At 63.0% G+C, this 19641-nt stretch carries 20 protein-coding genes; 13 read left to right on the plus strand and 7 right to left on the minus strand.

The window, feature by feature from the left end; genetic code table 11:
* The first annotated feature begins 2 nt into the window (after positions 1 to 2).
* The 13 genes from ruvX (at position 3) to recN (ending at position 10861) form a co-directional block, all read left to right on the plus strand.
* Entirely contained in the window at positions 3 to 434 is a 432-nt protein-coding gene (gene ruvX, locus H6A16_RS00570; RefSeq protein ID WP_204615233.1) for a Holliday junction resolvase RuvX, read from the plus strand.
* Positions 424 to 1701, plus strand: coding sequence for an endolytic transglycosylase MltG (gene mltG, locus H6A16_RS00575; RefSeq protein WP_239458092.1), 1278 nt, complete (start codon positions 424 to 426; stop codon positions 1699 to 1701). Before ruvX ends, mltG begins: the two co-directional genes overlap by 11 nt.
* Entirely contained in the window at positions 1698 to 2195 is a 498-nt protein-coding gene (locus tag H6A16_RS00580) for a YqeG family HAD IIIA-type phosphatase (RefSeq protein ID WP_204615235.1), read from the plus strand. Before mltG ends, H6A16_RS00580 begins: the two co-directional genes overlap by 4 nt.
* Positions 2196 to 2201: 6 nt before the next feature.
* Complete coding sequence (locus H6A16_RS00585; RefSeq protein WP_204615236.1) at positions 2202 to 2735, plus strand: shikimate kinase; 534 nt, start codon at positions 2202 to 2204, stop codon at positions 2733 to 2735.
* Positions 2732 to 3829 carry an iron-containing alcohol dehydrogenase gene (locus H6A16_RS00590; RefSeq protein ID WP_204615237.1) on the plus strand — a complete coding sequence of 366 codons (1098 nt, stop codon included), beginning with the start codon at positions 2732 to 2734 and terminating at the stop codon, positions 3827 to 3829. The genes H6A16_RS00585 and H6A16_RS00590 overlap by 4 nt, the downstream gene beginning before the upstream one ends.
* A 316-nt stretch (positions 3830 to 4145) precedes the next feature.
* Complete coding sequence (locus H6A16_RS00595; protein ID WP_204615238.1) at positions 4146 to 5276, plus strand: M24 family metallopeptidase; 1131 nt, start codon at positions 4146 to 4148, stop codon at positions 5274 to 5276.
* 447 nt (positions 5277 to 5723) lie between these two features.
* The gene (efp, locus tag H6A16_RS00600) at positions 5724 to 6287 is read left to right on the plus strand and encodes an elongation factor P (RefSeq protein WP_204615239.1); all 564 of its coding nucleotides are present in this window, start codon (positions 5724 to 5726) and stop codon (positions 6285 to 6287) included.
* Between the two features lie 159 nt (positions 6288 to 6446).
* The gene (locus H6A16_RS00605) at positions 6447 to 6809 is read left to right on the plus strand and encodes an Asp23/Gls24 family envelope stress response protein (protein ID WP_204615240.1); all 363 of its coding nucleotides are present in this window, start codon (positions 6447 to 6449) and stop codon (positions 6807 to 6809) included.
* Positions 6810 to 6811: 2 nt separating this feature from the next.
* Positions 6812 to 7306, plus strand: a complete 495-nt coding sequence (nusB, locus tag H6A16_RS00610; RefSeq protein ID WP_204615241.1) for a transcription antitermination factor NusB — start codon at positions 6812 to 6814, stop codon at positions 7304 to 7306.
* The gene (locus H6A16_RS00615) at positions 7299 to 7568 is read left to right on the plus strand and encodes an exodeoxyribonuclease VII small subunit (RefSeq protein WP_204615242.1); all 270 of its coding nucleotides are present in this window, start codon (positions 7299 to 7301) and stop codon (positions 7566 to 7568) included. Before nusB ends, H6A16_RS00615 begins: the two co-directional genes overlap by 8 nt.
* 8 nt (positions 7569 to 7576) lie before the next feature.
* Positions 7577 to 8380, plus strand: a complete 804-nt coding sequence (locus H6A16_RS00620; protein ID WP_204615243.1) for a TlyA family RNA methyltransferase — start codon at positions 7577 to 7579, stop codon at positions 8378 to 8380.
* On the plus strand, positions 8377 to 9240 hold the full coding sequence (locus H6A16_RS00625) for an NAD(+)/NADH kinase (RefSeq protein ID WP_204615244.1): 864 nt from the start codon (positions 8377 to 8379) through the stop codon (positions 9238 to 9240). The genes H6A16_RS00620 and H6A16_RS00625 overlap by 4 nt, the downstream gene beginning before the upstream one ends.
* Positions 9230 to 10861 carry a DNA repair protein RecN gene (recN, locus tag H6A16_RS00630; RefSeq protein ID WP_204615245.1) on the plus strand — a complete coding sequence of 544 codons (1632 nt, stop codon included), beginning with the start codon at positions 9230 to 9232 and terminating at the stop codon, positions 10859 to 10861. Before H6A16_RS00625 ends, recN begins: the two co-directional genes overlap by 11 nt.
* Here recN and H6A16_RS00635 read toward each other — a convergent pair.
* From H6A16_RS00635 to aroB, 7 genes are all read right to left on the minus strand, one after another.
* Positions 10858 to 12813, minus strand: a complete 1956-nt coding sequence (locus H6A16_RS00635; RefSeq protein WP_204615246.1) for an FUSC family protein — start codon at positions 12811 to 12813, stop codon at positions 10858 to 10860. The two genes, recN and H6A16_RS00635, sit on opposite strands and share 4 nt — an antisense overlap.
* 204 nt (positions 12814 to 13017) lie before the next feature.
* Positions 13018 to 13452 (minus strand): type II 3-dehydroquinate dehydratase, encoded by a 435-nt coding sequence (gene aroQ / locus H6A16_RS00640; RefSeq protein WP_204615247.1) that lies wholly within the window; start codon positions 13450 to 13452, stop codon positions 13018 to 13020.
* Positions 13453 to 13487: 35 nt separating this feature from the next.
* Positions 13488 to 14732, minus strand: coding sequence for a shikimate kinase (locus tag H6A16_RS00645; RefSeq protein ID WP_204615248.1), 1245 nt, complete (start codon positions 14730 to 14732; stop codon positions 13488 to 13490).
* Positions 14733 to 15878 carry a prephenate dehydratase gene (gene pheA / locus H6A16_RS00650; RefSeq protein WP_204615250.1) on the minus strand — a complete coding sequence of 382 codons (1146 nt, stop codon included), beginning with the start codon at positions 15876 to 15878 and terminating at the stop codon, positions 14733 to 14735. It lies immediately after the preceding gene.
* Between the two features lie 238 nt (positions 15879 to 16116).
* Positions 16117 to 17217 (minus strand): chorismate synthase, encoded by a 1101-nt coding sequence (gene aroC / locus H6A16_RS00655; RefSeq protein WP_204615252.1) that lies wholly within the window; start codon positions 17215 to 17217, stop codon positions 16117 to 16119.
* 5 nt (positions 17218 to 17222) lie between these two features.
* Positions 17223 to 18542, minus strand: a complete 1320-nt coding sequence (aroA, locus tag H6A16_RS00660; protein WP_204615254.1) for a 3-phosphoshikimate 1-carboxyvinyltransferase — start codon at positions 18540 to 18542, stop codon at positions 17223 to 17225.
* Between the two features lie 7 nt (positions 18543 to 18549).
* Positions 18550 to 19641 (minus strand): 3-dehydroquinate synthase, encoded by a 1092-nt coding sequence (gene aroB, locus H6A16_RS00665; protein WP_204615256.1) that lies wholly within the window; start codon positions 19639 to 19641, stop codon positions 18550 to 18552.

Here is a 19641-nt window from a genome sequence, read left to right on the forward strand (position 1 = left end):
GCGTGATCGCGCTCGCGCTCGATATCGGCGATGCCCGTGTGGGCATCGCCGTCTCCGACCGCTCCGGACAGGTTGCCATGCCGGTGACCGTTCTGCCTGCTGCCGAGGTGATGCAGCTTGCGCGGAGTTTCCGCCAAGTTGTCGAGGACCATGAACCCGACGTTCTCGTCTGCGGCCGGCCGCAGACGATGGCGGGGGAGGACGGACCTCAGGCTGAGCGCGTCATGGAGCAGGCTCGTACGATCGCGAAGGCGCTTGACCTTCCGCTTGAGTTCACCGATGAGCGGCTATCCTCGCGCGAGGCGAAACGCATCCTTCGCGAGCGCGGCCTTTCTGAGCGCAAGATGCGTGGCAAGGTAGATATGGTTGCCGCGTCGCTGTTTTTGCAGACGTGGCTCGATGCCCAGAACCGAAAGGACGACCATGGCGTATAACGATGATCGCGGTACCCACCGTCGCCAGGCCCCGAATTCCTCGACCGGTTCCCGTCCTGCGGGTAAGCGCTTCAGGGACCCTTCCGCTCCGGCTCCCGCCCGTACGGCGAACTCCGCGGGGAGTCATCGGACTTCCGGCTCTGCCAATACCGGCGGCTCTGCATCTCGTCCCGTGGGTGCGCAGCCCGTCACGAGGCGCAGCGCACCCGCTCAGGTTAAGAAGACCTCTCCGGTTCCCGCCATCCTCATGGGTATTCTGGCCATTGCCGTCATCATCGCGATCGGCGTGTTCGCCGTGCCCGCGGTGAGCGGCCTTCTGTCCGGCGGGTCCTCGAGTGAGTCCGTCCAGCCCGGCATCGAGGTCCAGATCAACATCCCCGAAGGCTCCTCGGGCGACACCATCGCTCAGATCCTCTCCCAGAACCACGTGATCGACAATCCGAAGGCGTATTACGCAGCCGTGAAGAACCTGGACGCCGAGATGTCCATCAAGCCCGGCGACTACATCCTCTATACCGGACAGGATCCCGAGGAGGTCGTGCAGCAGCTTGTCGACGGTCCCAACGTCGAGGGCATCACGCTCACCATCCAGGAGGGCCTGACGGTTGCCCAGACCGCCGCGCGCGTCGAAGAGGTCTTCGGCATCTCCGCCGATGACTTCCTGGCTCAGGCGGTCGCCTCGAACTACGTCGCTGATTACCCCTTCCTCGAGGGTACTTACGACGATTCCCTCGAGGGCTACCTCTATCCCAAGACCTATTCGTTTACCGATACCCCGACGTCAGACGAGATCATCCGCACGCTGCTCGATCAGTTTGTGACCGAGACCTCTTCGCTTGACCTCGATGCCGGCCACGACGGCCTGAACGCGCAGGAGATCATCACCGTGGCTTCCCTCATCGAGCGCGAGACCGCTGTTGTCGATGAGCGCCCGCTGGTTGCAAGCGTCATCTACAACCGTCTTGACATCGACATGCCCCTGCAGATCGATGCGGCAATCGTATACGCCCGCGGCGGCGGCAGCGATCCGGTCACCTACGATGACCTCGAGATCGACTCCCCGTACAACATCTACCAGAACTACGGTCTCACCCCGGGGCCCATCTGCAGCCCGAGCATCACCTCGATCGAGGCGGCGCTTAACCCGGCTGACACCGATTACCTGTACTATGTTGCTTCTCCTGAAGGCGATGGCACACATCGGTTCAGCTCCGATTACGAGCAGTTCGAGCGCGACAGCCAGGAGTATTCGGAGTCGCATCAATGAGTCTTTTTGCACCGCATCGCTATGTCGCCTCGGTAGACCGCATCGATCTCGATGAGCTCTGGGCTCAGGGCAAGCGGGCGATCATGCTCGACCGCGATAACACGCTCGTGCCGCGTGATCGCAAGACCGCCCCGCAGGAGGTCTGCGATTGGCTCGACCGTGCACGGGAGCTTGGGTTCTCGCTCTACATGGTTTCCAACAACTGGCATCGTGACCAGGTGATGCGTTCCGCTGGCGAGCTGGGGCTCAACGCCATCAGCCACGCCATGAAGCCCGCGCCTTTTGCCATCAAGGCTGCGCTGCGCCGTATGGGCGTCGCGCCCCATGATGCCGTGCTTATCGGCGATCAGCTCTATACTGATGTGTGGGCAGGCAACCTTGCCGGTGTCGACACCATCCTCGTCAAACCGCAGACGACCGTCGATCTTTGGTACACGCAGATCTTCCGGATCTTCGAGCGCCGCGCGCTGCGTGATGTCCCCTGCGAGGAGTAGGAGACCATGTACGAGGCGGTCAAGCGCGGTTGCGATCATATCTTCTTCGTCGGGTTTCTCGGTGCGGGCAAGTCGACGCTCGCCAAGAATCTCGGCGTGATGTTCAATCGGCGCTATGTCGATACCGACCGCTTGGTCGAGCGGAAGCGCGGTCTGAGCGTCCGCAAGATCTTTGAGATCGATGGTGAGGATGCCTTCCGCGTGCTTGAGACCGAGGTGCTGGCCTCTCTTGCCTCTCAGCGCAGTCTGCTCGTGTCGTGCGGCGGCGGCATCGTCGAGACGCCGCGCAACCTCGATCTGATGCGCCAGATGGGCTTTTGCGTCTATCTCGATGGTGATATCGACGATTCGCTGAGGCAGATCAGGCGTCGCGACACCCGACCCGATTTCAGATCCGACGAGCACGCGGCGCACCTGCTCGAGCATCGCCGACCGCTGTATCGCCAGGCCGCCGACCTTACGGTCGATATTCGTGGTAAATCTTTCACAGAGGTTTCCTATCTCTGTGCCGAACTTCTTTTGGAGCGTGGACTGCTATGACCGTTCGCCGTCAACTTGTGAACTTCGGATCCAACTCGACGGACTTCCGCGTGGGCCCGGGCGCCCTTGAGGAGCTTCCGCGCCTGCTGAAGAACGTCGTCGGTGCTCCCAAGCGCGCTCTTGTCGTGTGCGACGCCCTGCCCGATGAGTCCATGCGGCGCACGGTGCGTCGCGCGCTGATCGACAGCGGATTTACCGTCGACGAGCTTTCGCTGGCGGATATGCATCCGCTGGTGACCCTCGCAGCTGCCGAACGCCTGTATGCCGAGTTCGCCTCTCTTGGTCTCACGTCAGACGACCTTGTCGTTGCCGTCGGTGCCGTCGAGGTCTGCTCCGTCGTCTCGTTCTGCTCGCGCACTTGGTGCTCCGGCATGTCGAGCGTCGCGATCGCCTGTACGCTCGATGCCATGTGCACCCTGGCGACTTCGATGAGGGCGCTCGATGCGGGCGGCGCCTCCGAGATGGTATCGACCCTTCCAGGATGGGATATGGTCGTTGCCGACATCGACCTTGTGCTCGGTCGCGATGTCGACGAGGTCGGGCTCGGCTACGTCGAGCTGCTCGCTTCCGCCCTTGCAGATAGCCGTCGCATCTGGGATCAGTTCCCCGAGAAGATCGAGGGCATGCTTAACGGCGACGCGGTTGAGTTCGCGAACGCGCTGTGCTCTGCGCAGACGGCTCGCTCCGGCGCCATCCGCTCGGCGAACCCTTCGTCGCGCAATGCGTTCCAATACGGTCAGACGACTGCGCGCGCCCTACGAAAACTGCTCGGCCCCGAAATTCCCTGGTACCAGCTTCGCGCAGAGGGTCTGCGTTTCGAAGCGCGCCTTGCCCACGACGTCTGCAAGTTCGAAGTCGACACCATCTTCGAGATTGACGATCGCCTTGAAGACCTCGGTGTCGAGGAGCTCATGTTTGATATCGACGCAGCTGCGTTCGTGGACGCACTGAAAGCCGAGCGTTACAGCCGTGCGAATCGACTCATGCTTGCTCTGCCTCGCTATCCAGGCGCCATCCGTCTGTGCGCTATCGAGGAGGATGTCCTCGAGCGCCACACCGCCGCCTACCTCGATTCCCGCCGCGAGGAGGAGTAGGGGGCAAGGGCGGCGCGTATCGACCAGTATTTCAAAGCCCTGTTCCTCACGCATGGCGAAACATGTAACTTAAGCATTAATACCGGTGCCTAAGTATCCTGTTGCGATTGCGGCTGCATATCGTCACGACAGATGGAATAACGAGAGGGCTCTCATTAAGACAAGATGTCCTTTTGTAATAACAGCTGTACTTCATTTCCGTTTGATAGCCTCCTGTCTAAAAATGCTTAACCTGCAATTTCTGCCAGGAGCCTCTCCTTCTCGGTTGCAGGTGTACTATATCGTGCGGTACTGACATCGAGAAAGGAGCGGGTCTATGTCTGTGACCCTTAACGGACCGGCCGGCCGCATCGCACGCGTGCGCGCCATGATGGATGAGCGCAGCTACGATGCCGTCGTCGTGCGTGACGAGGCGAATCTTCGCTGGCTCACTGGCGCGATGGGCGTGTTCGATTACACCTACGAGTTCCCTCACGCTGCGTTCATCACGGCGGACGCCTGCTATCTGCACACCGATTCGCGTTACTTCAACAGCTTCGAGGAGAACCTGCCCGAGGGAAGCCCGTGGCAGGTCGATATGGATGGTTTCGACATCCCTGGCTGGGTGGCCCAGCGAGCACTCGAGAACCGTTGCCATGTCGTCGCCATTGAGGACGATATGCAGCTCAGCTTCTACCAGGGAATCGTCCGCGGCCTCGAGGACCGTTCCATCTCCTGCATGCTGCCCCAGATGCATGGCGATATCCGTCGCATGCGCGCTATCAAGGATGCCGAGGAGATCGAGCTCATGCGCCATGCGCAGTCCATCACCGACGCCGCCTTCGCCCATATGCTCGAGTTCATCCGTCCCGGTTTGACCGAGAAGCAGATCCGCAGCGAGCTTGAGAACTTCATGCTCAACAACGGCGCCGATGGTCTCGCGTTCGATTCCATCGTGGCGTCTGGTCCGAACTCTGCGAATCCTCATGCCATCCCGAGCGATCGCGTCGTCGAGAAGGGCGACTTCGTTCTTATGGATTACGGCGCGCGCTACCGCGATTACGATTCCGACATGACTCGCACCGTCGTGCTCGGTGAACCGACCGAGGAGCAGCGCGCTCTGTACGATCTGGTCCAGCGCACCCATGAGGAGTGTGTCCGCGCCATTCACGCAGGCGTTGACGGCAGCGACATCCACAACCTGTCTGTGAAGATCATCTCCGAGGCCGGACATGGCGACCACTACGGTCACGGTCTTGGCCACGGCGTGGGTATCGACATCCATGAGCTGCCGAACTTCGGCCGCAAGAGCAATATCGTCGAGGCCGGCGCGGTCATCACGGTCGAGCCCGGCGTGTACCTGCCCGGTGTCGGCGGCGTGCGTCTTGAGGACTACGGTCTGGTCACCGAGGACGGCTTCGAGCCGTTCACGCACAGCCCGCACGAGCTGCAGATCATCGATTGCTAGTTGCTATTCGTGTAGATGCGTTTGGATTAAACGTGCTAAACTTGCGGTGCGAGGGTTATCCCGGTGGTGCGGGATCTAGCCGACTCTCGTTACCTTTTTGGGGTGGAAAGTGGCCGTCTCCGCTTAGGCGGGGGCGGCTATTTTCGTCGGCCCACTGTGTAGCCGATTTCAAAAGCCGCTAATACGATAGAAATCAGAAGCAAAGCGTCCTGTAGTTCCATAGCTTTCTCCGTTCAATAGGAGTCAGCTTATCGCCCCTCGCACCATAGCATAGCGTACCATATGAATCGAACAACACAGCACAGTCTTATTAACAAATGGAAGTTTTAGTCATTCACAAGATCCATAATCCGCCTCAAGGTATGGCTGTTCTGTTGTATGTTATGCGTGAGCTGCAAATTGCCGTATACTATTGTCGTTATGCATATTGAGTGAGAAAGGTCTTCCATGGCATCCATCACCACCGCTGATTTCAAGAACGGCCTCGGCCTCCGCATCAAGGACAAGGTCTGCACCATCGTCGAGTTCCAGCACGTCAAGCCTGGTAAGGGTGGCGCCTTCGTCCGCTACAAGACCAAGGACATCAAGACCGGCCGTGTCGTCGAGAACACCTGCAACGCCGGCTCGAAGTTCGAGAGCGTGACGCTCACCACCACCGAGATGCAGTACCTCTACAACGATGGCGATCACTACTACTTCATGAACATGGAGACCTACGATCAGGTGCCCGTTCCCACCGACTTCATCGGCGATAACGCCAAGTGGCTCAAGGAGAACGACGTCTGCCAGCTTCTGTACGCTGACGACGAGCTCATGGGCGTGAACCCGCCGATGTTCATCGAGGTCGAGGTCACCGAGACCGACCCGGGCTTCAAGGGCGATACCGTCCAGGGCGGCACCAAGCCCGCCGTCATCGAGACCGGCGCCACCGTCCAGGTTCCCATGTACCTGAACGTCGGCGAGAAGATCAAGGTCGACACCCGCGACGGCAAGTTCGTCTCCCGCGTCTAGTCGCTGCCGAACCGCTGGTTTTCAGGGCGGGGTCTCGTACCCCGCCCTTTTTTCGTCGCGTACGGATGTCGTGTCGCACATCTCCGGCATATGGGGTATCGTGTACACTGGTTCTGTATGGAACCGCTTTGCAACCTTTCCCAAGAAATGGGTGAGAACATGTCTTCTGAGATCAAGATCGACGGTATCGCCATCGCTCCCGAGGTCCTTTCCACCATCGTCTCCCGCGCGGTTGAGGAGGTCGAGGGTGTCGCCTCCGTTGGCGTGAACGACTTTGCCACGAGCCTCGTCTCCATGTTCTCGGCGCGCAGTGCCGCCCCGGCGCTTCCGCCGATCGAGGCTGTGGTCGAGGACGAGAAGCTTCACCTCACCGTGCGCGTCACCGTGTTCTTCGGCTATCCGTTCAAGAAGCTTGCCGAGGCCGTGCGCGCCGCCTGCGTCAAGGCGATTGACGGTCAGGTCGGTGTCGGCGTCTGCGCGGTCGATGTGTGCATCGACGGTCTTGTCTTCCCCAAGGAGTAATCTTGAGTCTAAAAGTTGAGCGCGGGCGCACCCTTGCCCGAAGCCAGGCGCTTCAGATCCTTTTCCAGGCAGAGGCGCTCGATAAACCTGTCGATGAGGTGCTTGCGGGCGATTTCCTGCTTTCGTCCGATAAGCCGCTTCAGCCCTATGCCGAGCAGCTCGCTCGCGGCTGCTATGCGCATCTCGACGAGATCGATGACGCCCTGCATGAGGTTTCCGACAACTGGAGCCTCTACCGCATGCCGAGTGCCGACCGCAACCTCCTGCGCATCGCCGTCTACGAGATGCGCCTTGCGGGCGAGGACGCGCCTGCCGAAGATGCCATCGTGATCAACGAGGCGGTCGAGATCGCCAAGGCGTACGGCACGGATGAGTCGTCGCGCTTTGTGAACGGCGTGCTCGGCCGTATCGCGCGCGACCCGCATATCTTTGCTGATGACGACGCTTCGGCGAGCGAGGCCGATCCCGACCTTTCTGACGAGGCTGTCGATGAGTGATTCCGCGGCGGGCAATTTCGACGATCTGACCGAGCGCCTGGACGAGATTATCGCCACGGTTCGCTCGAAGGATACCTCGCTTGAGCGTTGCCTCGACCTGTTCGACGAGGCGATCGAGATCGGTTCTCGTGCCGTCGATATGGTCGACACCTTTGACCTCACGCCGCGCGAGGAGGATGCTCTCGCTGAGGTTCAGGAAGCCGATGCTGCGCGCGAAGCGGGTGCACCGGCGGAACCGGCGAGCGATGAGGCGGGGGAGTAGCGCCCATCATGAAGCGGGTTCGACTCGATGATGAAATGATTGCACAGGGTCTTGTCGCCGATCGCGACGAGGCCCTGCGGCTTTGCATGGCAGGATCGGTTTCAAGCGGAGGCGAGCGTCTCACCTCGCCTGCCGTGCGCATTCCTGCCGGCAGCGACATACACGTGAAGGGCAGCATACCCTATGTCGGGCGCGGAGGGTTCAAGCTCGCGGGAGCACTCGATGCGTTCGGTATCGACCCGACTGGCTGCTCGTGCATCGATATCGGATGCTCCACGGGCGGGTTTACCGACTGCCTGCTGCAGCGGGGGGCCTCGAGCGTCGTTTCAGTCGATGTCGGGCGCGCTCAGTTCGCTTGGTCGCTTCGAAACGACGAGCGTGTCACCCTGCTCGAGCGAACGAATATCGTCGATGTGCCGGCTATGGGATATGGCGCATCGTTCGACCTCGCGGTCTGCGATGTCTCGTTTACGAGCATCTCCCATATCATCGATGCCGTCGTGGAGCTCCTTGCTCCCCAGGGGGTCTTTTGCACCCTCGTCAAGCCACAGTTCGAGGCGGCACCTGAAGAGGTCGGCGAGGGTGGCGTGGTGCGCGATCCAGCCGTGCGCGTCCGCGTTCTGCGCTCCGTGATCGATCTGTTCTGCGAGCGCGGGCTTCTGCCGATCGACGTCTGCGCATCGCCGATCACCGGGGCGAAGGGAAACCGCGAGTTCTTCCTCTACGGGCGCAAAATCGATGGTCAGAACCTCGACGATGCCTCTTTGGCAACGCATGTCACCCACCTTCACGAAAAGGCAGGGACCCTATGAAGATTTTTCTCGTACCGAACTACCGAAGCGACGAGGCCGTCCAGAGCGGGCTCACCCTTGAGCTGTGGTTGTCTCGTCAGGGCTATGAGGTTGCCTGGGCGAAGGATGCCACGTCCAAAATTGCCGGCGAGGCAGATGTCGACGGCAGCGACCTGGTGATCTCGCTTGGCGGAGACGGCACGCTGTTGCGCGCCGCCCGTCTCGTTTCGAAGCGCGAGATCCCCATTCTGGGTCTCTCGTACGGCCATGTGGGCTTCCTTACGGCCGCGAGCCCTCAAGAGCGCGATATCCTGTCTGTTGTTTCCGATGCCCTTGCCGGGGAGATGCATGTGAGCCGTCGTGCGACCATCGCCTGCACCATCACGGCGATCGCCGACGATGGGACCGAATCCGTTATTGAAGCAGAGGGCCTGAACGACATGGCCCTCACGCGCGGGCCGCTCTCCGATATGGTCGAGTTCGATATCAACGTTTCCGGCCATCATATCGACCGCCTTCGCGGCGATGGCGTCGTCGTTTCCACCGCGACGGGCTCTACCGGATACGCGCTGTCTGCCGGCGGCCCCATCGTGAGCCCCGATTTCACCGGCATGGTCTGCGTGCCGATCGCGCCCCATACCATCCAGGCGCGTGCCTTCATGACGTCGCCCTCCGATGTCGTCGAGGTCGCGATGTCCCACGACAGGCCCTCCATCCCAGCCGTCGCTGTAGACGGCCAGTTCGTCAGCCGCGAGGGCGTTATCGACCACGTGGCGGTCCGGCGCGGAGACGCCGACGTCCTGCTGCTCGATTACGGCCCGGAGAGCTTCTACAATTCCGTATCGCGCGTCTTCTACGGGGTGCGTCGCGATGATCGATGAGATTCGCGTCGAGAACCTCGCTCTCATCCGCGAGGCGACCCTCGAACCCTGCCCTGGCCTGACGGTTCTGACCGGCGAGACAGGCGCCGGCAAGACGGCGCTGCTATCCGCCTGCAAGCTCCTGATGGGGGAGCGTGCCGATTCCGCCATGGTTCGCGAGGGTGAGGCCGCGGCCGTCGTGACGGGCCGCCTCTTCACTGACGCCCATGATACCGACGGTATCGTCGTTCAGCGCCGCGTGAGCGCCGACGGGCGCAGCCGCGTGCGCATCGACGGCTCCATCGCGAGCGTCCGCGAGCTTGCCGATCAGGTTGGCTCCCATATCGACCTGTGCGGTCAGCACGAGCACCAGCGGTTGCTCGACCCTGCGACCCATGTTGGTATGGTCGATGCATGGTCTGACGCCACCATCGCGCCCCTGCTCTGCGCCTATCGCGAGGCTCTCCATGCCGCTCGTGCTGCCCAGAAGGAGCTTGAGCGCATCGAGGAGGCCTCGCGCACCCAAGGAGAGCGCCTTGAGGACGCCCGGTTTGCTGTCGATGCGATTTCCGAGGTCGATCCCCAGCCCGGCGAGCTTGAGGAGCTTGAGGAGACCCTTCCTCGTGCCGAGCATGCCGAGTCGCTGATCTCCGCGGCACTTGACGCCGATGCCTCGCTATCCGACGAGGGCGGATGTCTCGATGCTCTGAATGCCGCCATCGCCGAGCTTGCTCGTATGGGGCGCGTCGATTCGGAGCTCGCTACGTTTGCCGACGAGCTTTCTTCCGTCGCCATCTCGATCGAGGATGTCGCCTCCGGCCTTCGCCGCTACCGCCAGTCCATCGATTTCGATGAGCGCGAGCTTGCTCGGGCCCAGGAGCGCTATGCATCCCTGAAAGGGCTTATGCGACAGTTCGGTCCTCGCATGGAGGACGTGTTCGCTCGGCTCGACGAGGCCCGCGAGCTGCTCTCGCTCGTCGACGATGCCGAGGCCCGCGTCCGCGCTGCCGCGCGCGAGCGCGATGAGCGGGAAGCCGAGCTCTCCCGCGCCGCCAAGGCGCTGACCCGTGCGCGCGATGCCGCCGCTCCCCGGTTCTGCCGCGAGGTCGGCCGACAGATGGCCCGCCTCGAGATGGGTCGCGCCGAGCTTGTCTGGGAGAGCCGCGAGCTTCCCCGTGCTTCCTGGACCGATCAGGGTCCCTGTGCCTGCGAGCTGCTCTATCGCAGCGGTGCCGGCATGACGCCCCGGCCGCTTCGGCGCATCGCGTCGGGCGGCGAGCTGTCCCGCGTCATGCTTGCGAGCAAGGTGGTGCTCGGCGAATCGGACGGCGTCGACACCCTGGTGTTCGACGAGGTCGATGCCGGCGTCGGCGGATCGACGGCCCGCGCTCTCGGCATGGTCCTCGGCGACCTTGCACGCACCCATCAGGTCATCGTGGTCACCCACCTCGCCCAGGTCGCGGTCATGGGCGAGCGCCATTACGTGGTGCGCAAAAGCGACGATGACATGCCGGTGACGATGCTCGACCCGGTCGTCGGCGATGATCGCGTGCGCGAGATCGCCCGTATGCTCTCGGGAGACACGACCGAGGCTTCGCTTGCCCATGCGCGCGAGATGCTCCAGGAGGCGGGTACGCTCTAGACGCTTCCCTGTGCGAGGCTTCGCAGGGTAAAGCTGTTCTCGATGTAGTGCTCGAGGGCGTAGCGCAGGTCTTCGGATTCGATGTCGTCCGTGAGGTCGACGGCGAGGCATCCGACGGGCTGCGGTACGACCTTCTCGTGCAGCCGCTCGGCGATGCGCCGCAGGATGTTCAGGTCGGACTCGCTCAGCTCGCCCGCTTGCACGAGGTACTCCACTTGCTCCACCTCGGAGAACATATGCCAGTAGGTCACCAGGCGCGTGCATTCGCGGTGCCGTCCGGTATCGTCCTCAAGCTCCTGCGCATACCCGTAGGCCTCCTCGTAGACCAGGTGGAAATCGGAGAGCATATCCGCGGAGCGCCTGATCTCCACATGGTGGTCGATGCTCATGAGCACAAAATCCCAATACGAACGGTTGATCTCGAAGAGCTGCCGGCGGTTCGCTTCGTAGATGCGCTCCCGTGTCGAGGGAAGCACCAGGCGGTTGACGGCGAGCACGATGATCGCGGCGAGGCATACGAAGAGGAGGCGCAAAGCCATCGCCGTCGTCTCGGGCATCGTGAGCGAGCACATGGTCAGGGCGAACGAGGTCGACCAGATGGCCTGGATCCAGCTGCCTGGCGAGCAGGCGTACACGAAGGTGATCATGACCATGCAGAACACGTAGATCTCGATCGGTTCGGGCAGACCCTGCACCACGAGGAACGAGACGATGCAACCGATCGCCGTGCCCAGCGGCCGCGTCTTCATGCGGTGCGAGCTTTCCTCGTAGCTCGGCATAAGGAGCAAAAACGCGTTCAAAGGCAGCCAGTACACGTGGTTGAAACCCCACAGCAGGCTGATCGAGCAGGTGAGTGCCATCACGATGGAAAGGCGGACGGCGAAGCGGAACTCGTAGGTGTCGGTGTTCAGGCCGGCGGCAAAACGGCGCGCGACCCTGCCGAGCGGCTCGACCGGCGGAATAAGTCCTCGGTGCCTCGTGGGCCTGTCAGACACGATGATCATCAGGATATGCAGAAGACTTCGGAAGAAGATGCGGATGCGCCCCTCGGGAAGCTCAACCATATCGAGCAGCATCTGAAGGCAACGGCGGAGCGCCGCGCGCTCCTGGGGCGTATGGGCAACCTTGACCTGACGGATCATGGCGGCGACATCATGGAGGCAGGTTCTGTCCGTATCGCCCTGCGCGGACCTCTGCCACGAGGAATCGTCGACGAGGTAGATGGCGCGCTGGAAGAGGGTCGCATAGAGGTAGTAGCGAAGCGCCATGCGGTCTGGCTTTCGCAGAAGGTTGCGACTGCCGAAGCAGAGTCGATCGAAGGCGCGCTCAAGGTCGGTGAGCTCCTGCTCGACCTCTTGTGCGTTCGCGCCCTCAGCGAGTCGATCGAGAAGCCCCGCGAGGGTCTCCAAGCTGCTTGCAAGATCGCCTTCGGGGTCGTTTGTGCGTCCAGCTCGCCAGCGCATGACGAGAAGGATGGCGGCGAGCACCACCGCCGAGTAGGCCGTAACGGTCAGCTGCACCAGGAACTGCTCGAACGGCAGCGGCCTCAGCTCCAAAAAGACAAAGGCCATAACGTAGGCGAAGTACGCTTTGGGGTTGAACTGGCTCGCCTGAACCATGATGAGCAGGAACGGAACGACGATATTGAGTGCAAGGCAGAAAGCGAGATTGAGCGTCGCCACGTAGGCGAGCACGTTGAGCACGAGCAGGGTGGCGACCATGCGCGGAATGACCGAAGTCTCGAACATCTTGCCGCGTTTGCCTCGAAAGATGATCACAAGGGGAGAGATGATCATCGTGTGCTGGGTTCCGAACAGCAGGATGATCGTTGCGAACAGCAGGGTGTACAGCAGGCCCGAGCTGAGTGCATCGGGCAAGCGGCGAAGACCTTTGGAGACGGCCGAAGCGGCCGAGCGGCAGATGCGCTCGAGTACCGGTGTCTCCTCTGCCATGCGCACCCCCCCCTTGCCGATTGCTCAACGTCTCTAGCATACACCGATTGCCAAGATTATTGATTAAGTGCGTGATATGTCATGGAGTCAGAAAAGATGGATTGTTTGAGAGCGTGCGATCGCCCCTGCGCAAGCAACAAGCCGCCGGATATACGGTTTCCGGCGGCTATAGGCTGCATGAATTTCTCGATGTTGCGCGTTGGATCAGGCCAGATGGTCCTTCAGCAGGCGCAGGGCATGGGCATAGCCTTCGAGGCCCTCGCCGGTGATCGTGGCGAAGCACGCCGCTCGTGCGTAGGATACCTGACGGAAGTCCTCGCGCTCTTCGACGGCCGAGATGTGCACCTCGACGGCGGGCAGGGCAACGGCCTTCAGGGCATCGAGGATGCCCACGCTCGTATGCGTGTAGGCGGCCGGGTTGATCACGATGCCGTCAAAGGTGCCGAGGGCCTCCTGGATCTTGTCGATGATCGCGCCCTCGTGGTTTGACTGGAATACCTCGACCTCGTCGTATCCAAGCTCCGTTGCGGCCTTCTTGCAGATGGCGACCAGATCGTCATAGGTCTGACGCCCGTAGATGTCGGGTTCGCGAACGCCCAGCATGTTGAGGTTGGGCCCGTTGATGACCAATGACTTCATGAGTGAACCTCCTCAGGATCAAATCGGCGGCCGAGCTATTTCCCGATCATGCGCGGGAGGCGCTCGGACACGGCTCGCGCGGTGTTTGCAGCGCAGTCGAGCGAATCGACGATGATATCTGCCCAGCTGCGATACAGGTCCATGCGCTGCTCGGCAAGCTTCTGCACACCGTCGCGCGCTGTGATGGGACGCCCCTTGGTCGAGAGCTCGTCGATGGGACGGTTGAGCATGACGATGATGCTGTTCTGGTGCAGCAAGGGATAGTTCTCGGGACGCGTCACCACGCCGCCTCCGCATGAGATGACGAGCCCCGACGTGGCGGCAAGCTCGGCCAGACAGGCGGTCTCCTCACGGCGAAACGCCTCTTCGCCATGGTTCGCGATGTAGTCGGCCGCCGACATGCCGCAGCGCTCGGCGAAGGCGTCGTCGGCGTCGATGTGCTCGCGGCCGTAGATGGCGGCAAGCTGCTGGCCGACGCGGGTCTTGCCGCTGCCGGGCATGCCGATGAGGGCAATGTTCTGCTCGGTGGCCGAAAGGGATTTCGTCAGGTCGTAGACAGCCTCGGTATCCACGGGCGCACCGGTATAGCGCTCGACGGCTTGAGCCGCCTGAGCGACGAGCATGAGCAGGCCGCCGACACAGGGGATCCCCCTGCGCTCGGCATCCATCATGACCTGCGTACGGGCAGGGTTGTAGACGATGTCGACTACGGCCGAGAGGGAGTCGAACAGGCTCAGGTCGACCGGGGACTCCGGACAGTGGGGAAACATGCCGACCGGCGTGCAGTTGACGATGAGGTCGGCGGACCGATACGCGTCGAGGTTGTCGTAGGTGACCTCACCCGTGCGACCGACAGAAACCGGATTCGCGCCAAGGTCGGTCAGCACCGTGCGAGCCGTCGTGCCCGCGCCGCCGCTGCCGCCCAGCACGAGGGCCGTCATACCCGAGAGGTCGATGCCCAGGGATTCCACGAGCATCTTGAATCCGAAGTAATCGGTGTTGTCGCCGCGAAGGCGGCCATCGGGCAGGCGCGTGATGGTGTTTACGTTGCCGAGACGCTGCGCTATGTCCGACAGCTCGTCGAGATAGGGAATGACCGCGCGCTTATAGGGGATGGTGACGTTCACGCCCGCCCATTCGTCGCCACGAAGAAAGTCCTCGAGCTGCTCGGACTCTCGCTCGAACCTAACGTAGTCCATACCGGCAAGCTCGCGATAGATCGTCGGCGTGTAACTGTGCCCAAGTACGCGGCCGAGCACGCCATAGGGCGCCTTCGCCATCTAGACCACCTCCGTGTACGAGCCGATGTAGGTGAAGCGCTCGCAAACGTCGTCGAGCGCATCGAGCAGGGTGTCAAGAGCCGGGCTGCCCACCGGGCAATCGAGGTCGAAATAGAACATGAACTCGAAGTCACGGTTTCCGATGGGTCGGCTCTCGAGCTTCACGAGGTTGATATCGAGAGCGTAAAGGCGCTCGAGCACACGGTAGAGCGCGCCGGGTGCATGGGGGAGCGTGAGCATGAGCGAGGTGCGCGTGGCACCTGGATAGACCTCGGGCGTGGCCGAGATAACCACGAAACGCGTGTAGTTGTTGCCCTCGTCCTGCACGTCGTCGGCAAGGATATCAAGGCCATAGAGCTCAGCGCAGCTGCGGGAGGAGAGCGCGGCGATATCGGTGCGGTCCGATTTCGCGACGAACTCGGCGGCGCGGGCGGTATTCTCGCACACGTTGACGCGCACGCCGAGGCGGTCGAGAAGCTCCGAGCACTGGGCGATAGCCTGCTCGTGCGAGTAGACCTCGCGGACGTCCTCGAGTTTCACGCCGGGGCGCGCGAGGAGCTGATGGTCGATCTTGAGCCTGAGCGAACGGACGATGGAGAAACGATACTCGGCGAGGAGATCGTAGACCGCGTTCACCGAGCCGGCGGTCGAGTTCTCGATGGGGACGACGCCGTAGCGGCACAGGCCGTCGCGCACGGCGCGGAACACGCCCTCGAAGGTGGAGAGGAAGGTGATGCGCGGCACCGAGAACAGGCGGCATGCGGCGATCTGGCTGTAGGCGCCCTCGACGCCCTGGCAGGCGATCGTGGCGGTCGGCGGGAAGGGCTCGTCCACGGGCATGAGCGCCGCGCGGGCACGAGCGGATACGCTATCGGGGTCGCCCTCGTGCAGGATCTTCAGCTGAGCCGCCTTGTTCATGCTCATGAGCAGCGAGAACAGGCTTGCGACATCGGGCTTGAGCGCCTCAGGGCTCGCTTCGACTAGGCGGAACAGCTTGTCGCGCTCGCGGGCGGGGTCAAAGACGGCCTTGCCCGTCGCCCGCTTCGACGCCGCCACGTCGGCGGCGAGGTCCATCCGCTCGCAGAACAGCTGGAGGATGCCGTCATCGATCTCGTCGATGCGCTTCCTGATATCGGTGAGGTCCATACTTCTCCTTACCCATGTTGTCCACCTTCAGGACTGAGATGCTTCCGGGCACCCGGCGGCGCGGGGCGGCTGGCCTCTCTGGGGACGTAGCCGGGAGGCGCCACGCCGATCGCCGCGGTAAAGCCGTCATCCGGGGTCTTTGGCGTGGCGCCTCCCGGCTACGTCCCCAGAGAGGCCAGCCGCCCCGCGCCGCCGGGTGCCCGGAAGCATCTCAGTCCTGAAGGTGGACAACGGACGATTAGATGCGCGGGAGGCCGTCTTCGAGGACGGCGTCGTAGAGCGCGAGAGCACAGACGGCTTCCGCTACGGGAACGGCGCGCGGCACGATGCAGGGGTCGTGGCGGCCGTGGATGGAAAGGTCGGCATCGGCGCCTGCGTCCATGTCGACACTCAGCTGCGGCTGCGCGATAGAGGGCGTCGGCTTCACGGCCATCTGCCAGACGATCGGCATGCCGTTCGTGATGCCGCCGAGGATGCCGCCCGCATGGTTGGTCTGGGGTGCAACATGGCCGTCGAACATGCGATAGGCATCGTTGTTTTCGCTGCCCTTGAGATAGGCGGCGGCAAAGCCTGCGCCAAATTCGACCCCCTTGACTGCAGGAATGGCGAACGCCGCTTGCGCGATACGGTTCTCGATGCCGTCGAACATCGGGTCGCCCACGCCGACGGGCATGCCGTAGGCGACGCACTCGATGATGCCGCCAATGCTGTCGAGCCCGTCACGGGCGCGCAGGATTGCCTTGCGCATCGCGTGCGCGGCATCCGCCGAGATGCAGGGGAGCTGCCCTGCAAGGATCGCCTGCTGCTGCTCGGCGCGATATACCATGGGATCGAGCGCCTCATCGGCGATACCGTCGGGGCCGAGCGTCGCGATATGCGCGACGATATGCACGCCCATGTGCTCGAGGGCCTGCTTGCAGATGCCGCCTGCGATGCAGATCGGGGCGGTCAGGCGTCCCGAGAAATGTCCGCCGCCGGCGACATCATGGGCGTTGCCGTACTTCACGCGCGCGGGATAGTCCGCATGGCCCGGACGCGGGATGCGCCGAAGCTCATCGTAATCGCGCGAGCGCGTGTTGGTGTTGCGGATGATCGCGGCGATGGGGGCTCCGTTCGTGTGGCCGTCGGTGATGCCGGCGATGAACTCCGGGACATCACCCTCTTTGCGCGTCGTCGCCGTGTCGGAGCGTCCGGGCGCGCGTCGGGCCATGAAGGCGTTGAGTTCCTCAACGTTTACGGGGATGCCGGCGGGAATGCCGTCGAGCGAGCATCCGATGGCAGGGGAGTGCGACTGCCCGAAGACCGAGAGGTGCAGCACGTTTCCGAATACCGATGGCATGGCGGCTACTCCTCGCTCAGCTCGACCTTGCCGCCGAGCATCCGGTAGTGATCGAAGAAATCGGGGTACGACTTGTTAACGGCTTCGGCGCCGCGGATCACGACGTCTCCCGTGCAGCGGATGGCGGCGATGGCCGCCATCATCGCGATGCGATGGTCGTTATGCGAATCGACGGTTCCGCCGGCGAGGCTCGGCTGTCCATGGATGACAAGGCTGTCATGGTCGATAGCCACGCGCGCGCCGAGGGCGTTCAGCTCCGAGGCGGTCGTGGCGAGGCGGTCGGACTCTTTGATGCGCAAGCGGGCGCAGTCGCGGATAATCGATGTGCCCTCGGAGACCGCCGCCACAGCCGAGATGACCGGAACGAGGTCGGGGATGTCCTGTGCGCTCATAGAAAAGGCGTGCAGGCTGTCGGGCTGGACCGTGGCCGCCTGAGGAGCGCGTTTCGTGCGCGCACCGAAGCGCGAGAGCGCGGCGAGCACGTTGCGGTCACCCTGGGCGGAGGTGAGCGAGATACCCGTCACCTCGACGGGGCCGCTCGAAAGGGCGCCGGCGCACAGCCAGAAGGCCGCGTTCGACCAGTCGCCCTCGACGTGCACCTGGCCCGGGGTGCGGTAGGGCGTGCCTCCGTAACGGAAGGTGGTCATCTCGTCGATGCCGTTCGGCGCCATGGAGCGCTCGACGGCGATGTCGACACCGAAGAGCTTGAGCGCCTGTACGGTAAGGTTGATGTAGGGGCGGCTTTCGATACGGCCGCGGACCTCGATCTCGCTCGCGCCGGGAAGCAACGGAAACGCCAGCAGCAGGCCGGAGATGAACTGCGAGCTGACCGTGCCGGGGAGCACGAACCTGCCGGGGCGCAGGCGGCCCTTGGTGGCAAGCGGGAAGCCCCCGTCGCTGACGAGATCGGAACCGGCGGCCATGAGCTCATCCGACAGCGGGGCCAACGGGCGCTCGCCGAGCCTGCCCGCGCCCGTGAAGACGGCGTCCGCACCGAGGGCGCAGGCTACCGGCAGCAGGAAGCGCAGCGTGCTTCCCGATTCGCCGCAGTCGAGGGCCGCCCCCTGGAAGGCCTTGAGGATGCCGAGCTCGATGCTCTTGGGCACAGGATGGACCTCGTAGCCGTCCTCGACGCGCTCGATGCGCGAGCCGAGAGCGGCCATGCAGCGCACGGTTGCGTCGATATCGGCGCAGGTGGTGTTGCAGACGACATGGGTCGTTCCGCTCGACAGGGCCGCCGCGATGATCAGGCGGTGTGCCATCGACTTCGAGGCGATGGCGGGAACGCTGCCGGTAAGCGGTGCCGGGTGGATCCTGGCTAGCATGTGTGCATCACTGACCTTTCACGCCGAGGCCATCGGCGATGATGGATTTGAACAGGTCGAGCCCGACGGTATCGATCGAGCAGGCGCCGATTCGGCGCGGGATCACAAGGTCGATGGTATCACCATGCCGCTTCTTGTCGTGCAGGGCGGCGGCGTAGACCTCCTCTACGCTGCGATCGGTCGTGGTGGCAAGGCCGTGCTCGCGGCAGAGCAGCTCGATACGCTCGACTATCTCGGCTTCGCAGGCGCCACGCGCCGCTGCCGCGCGGGTGATGGCGGTCATGCCGATGGCGACGCAGGTCCCGTGGCCCAGGCGGTAGTTCTCGCTCGCCTCGACGGCGTGCCCGATGCTGTGCCCGAAATTGAGGAGCTTGCGCGCCTGCGCCTCGCGCTCATCGGACACCACGACCGCACGCTTGATGTCGACGTTGCGCGTGACGATGAGCTCGACGAGCGGTACGTTGGCGCGCAGGAGGTCGAGGGTGAGAGGGTTCGCCTCTAGGAGCTCGAACAGCTCGGGATCGGCGATGACGGCGTGCTTGATGACCTCACCGCAGCCGTCGGCAAACTGCTCGTCGGAAAGGGTGGCCAAGCAGCCGATGTCAGCAATGACTGCCTTGGGCTGCCAGAATGCTCCAGCGAGGTTCTTGCCCGCCTCGAGGTCGATGGCGCACTTGCCGCCCACGGAGGAGTCCACCATGGCAAGCAGGCTCGTGGGAACCTGGACGTAGGCACAGCCGCGCATATAGGTGGCGGCTGCGAAACCGGCCATATCCCCCGTCACGCCGCCGCCCAGTGCGACGACGACGTCGGAGCGGGTGTATTCGCGCTCGGCCATGAACTCGAGGATACCGAGATAGGTGGCTGCGCGCTTGTGCTCCTCACCGGCCTCGAAGGTAAAGATGTCAACCGTATAGCCAGCAGCCTCAAGACCCTCACGGACCGGTGCCGCGTACAGCGGCCCGACGTTCGAGTCGGTCACGATGAGGGCACGCTCGCCTCCGCAGGTCTCTCGGCAGATGTCGCCGACGCGTTCGAGCAGAAACGTGCCGATATGCACCTGGTAGGGACGGGAGGTGTCAACGTCGATGATCTGCAT

It is taken from the genome of Collinsella tanakaei, from assembly GCF_016900375.1.
Classification (GTDB): Bacteria; Actinomycetota; Coriobacteriia; order Coriobacteriales; family Coriobacteriaceae; genus Collinsella.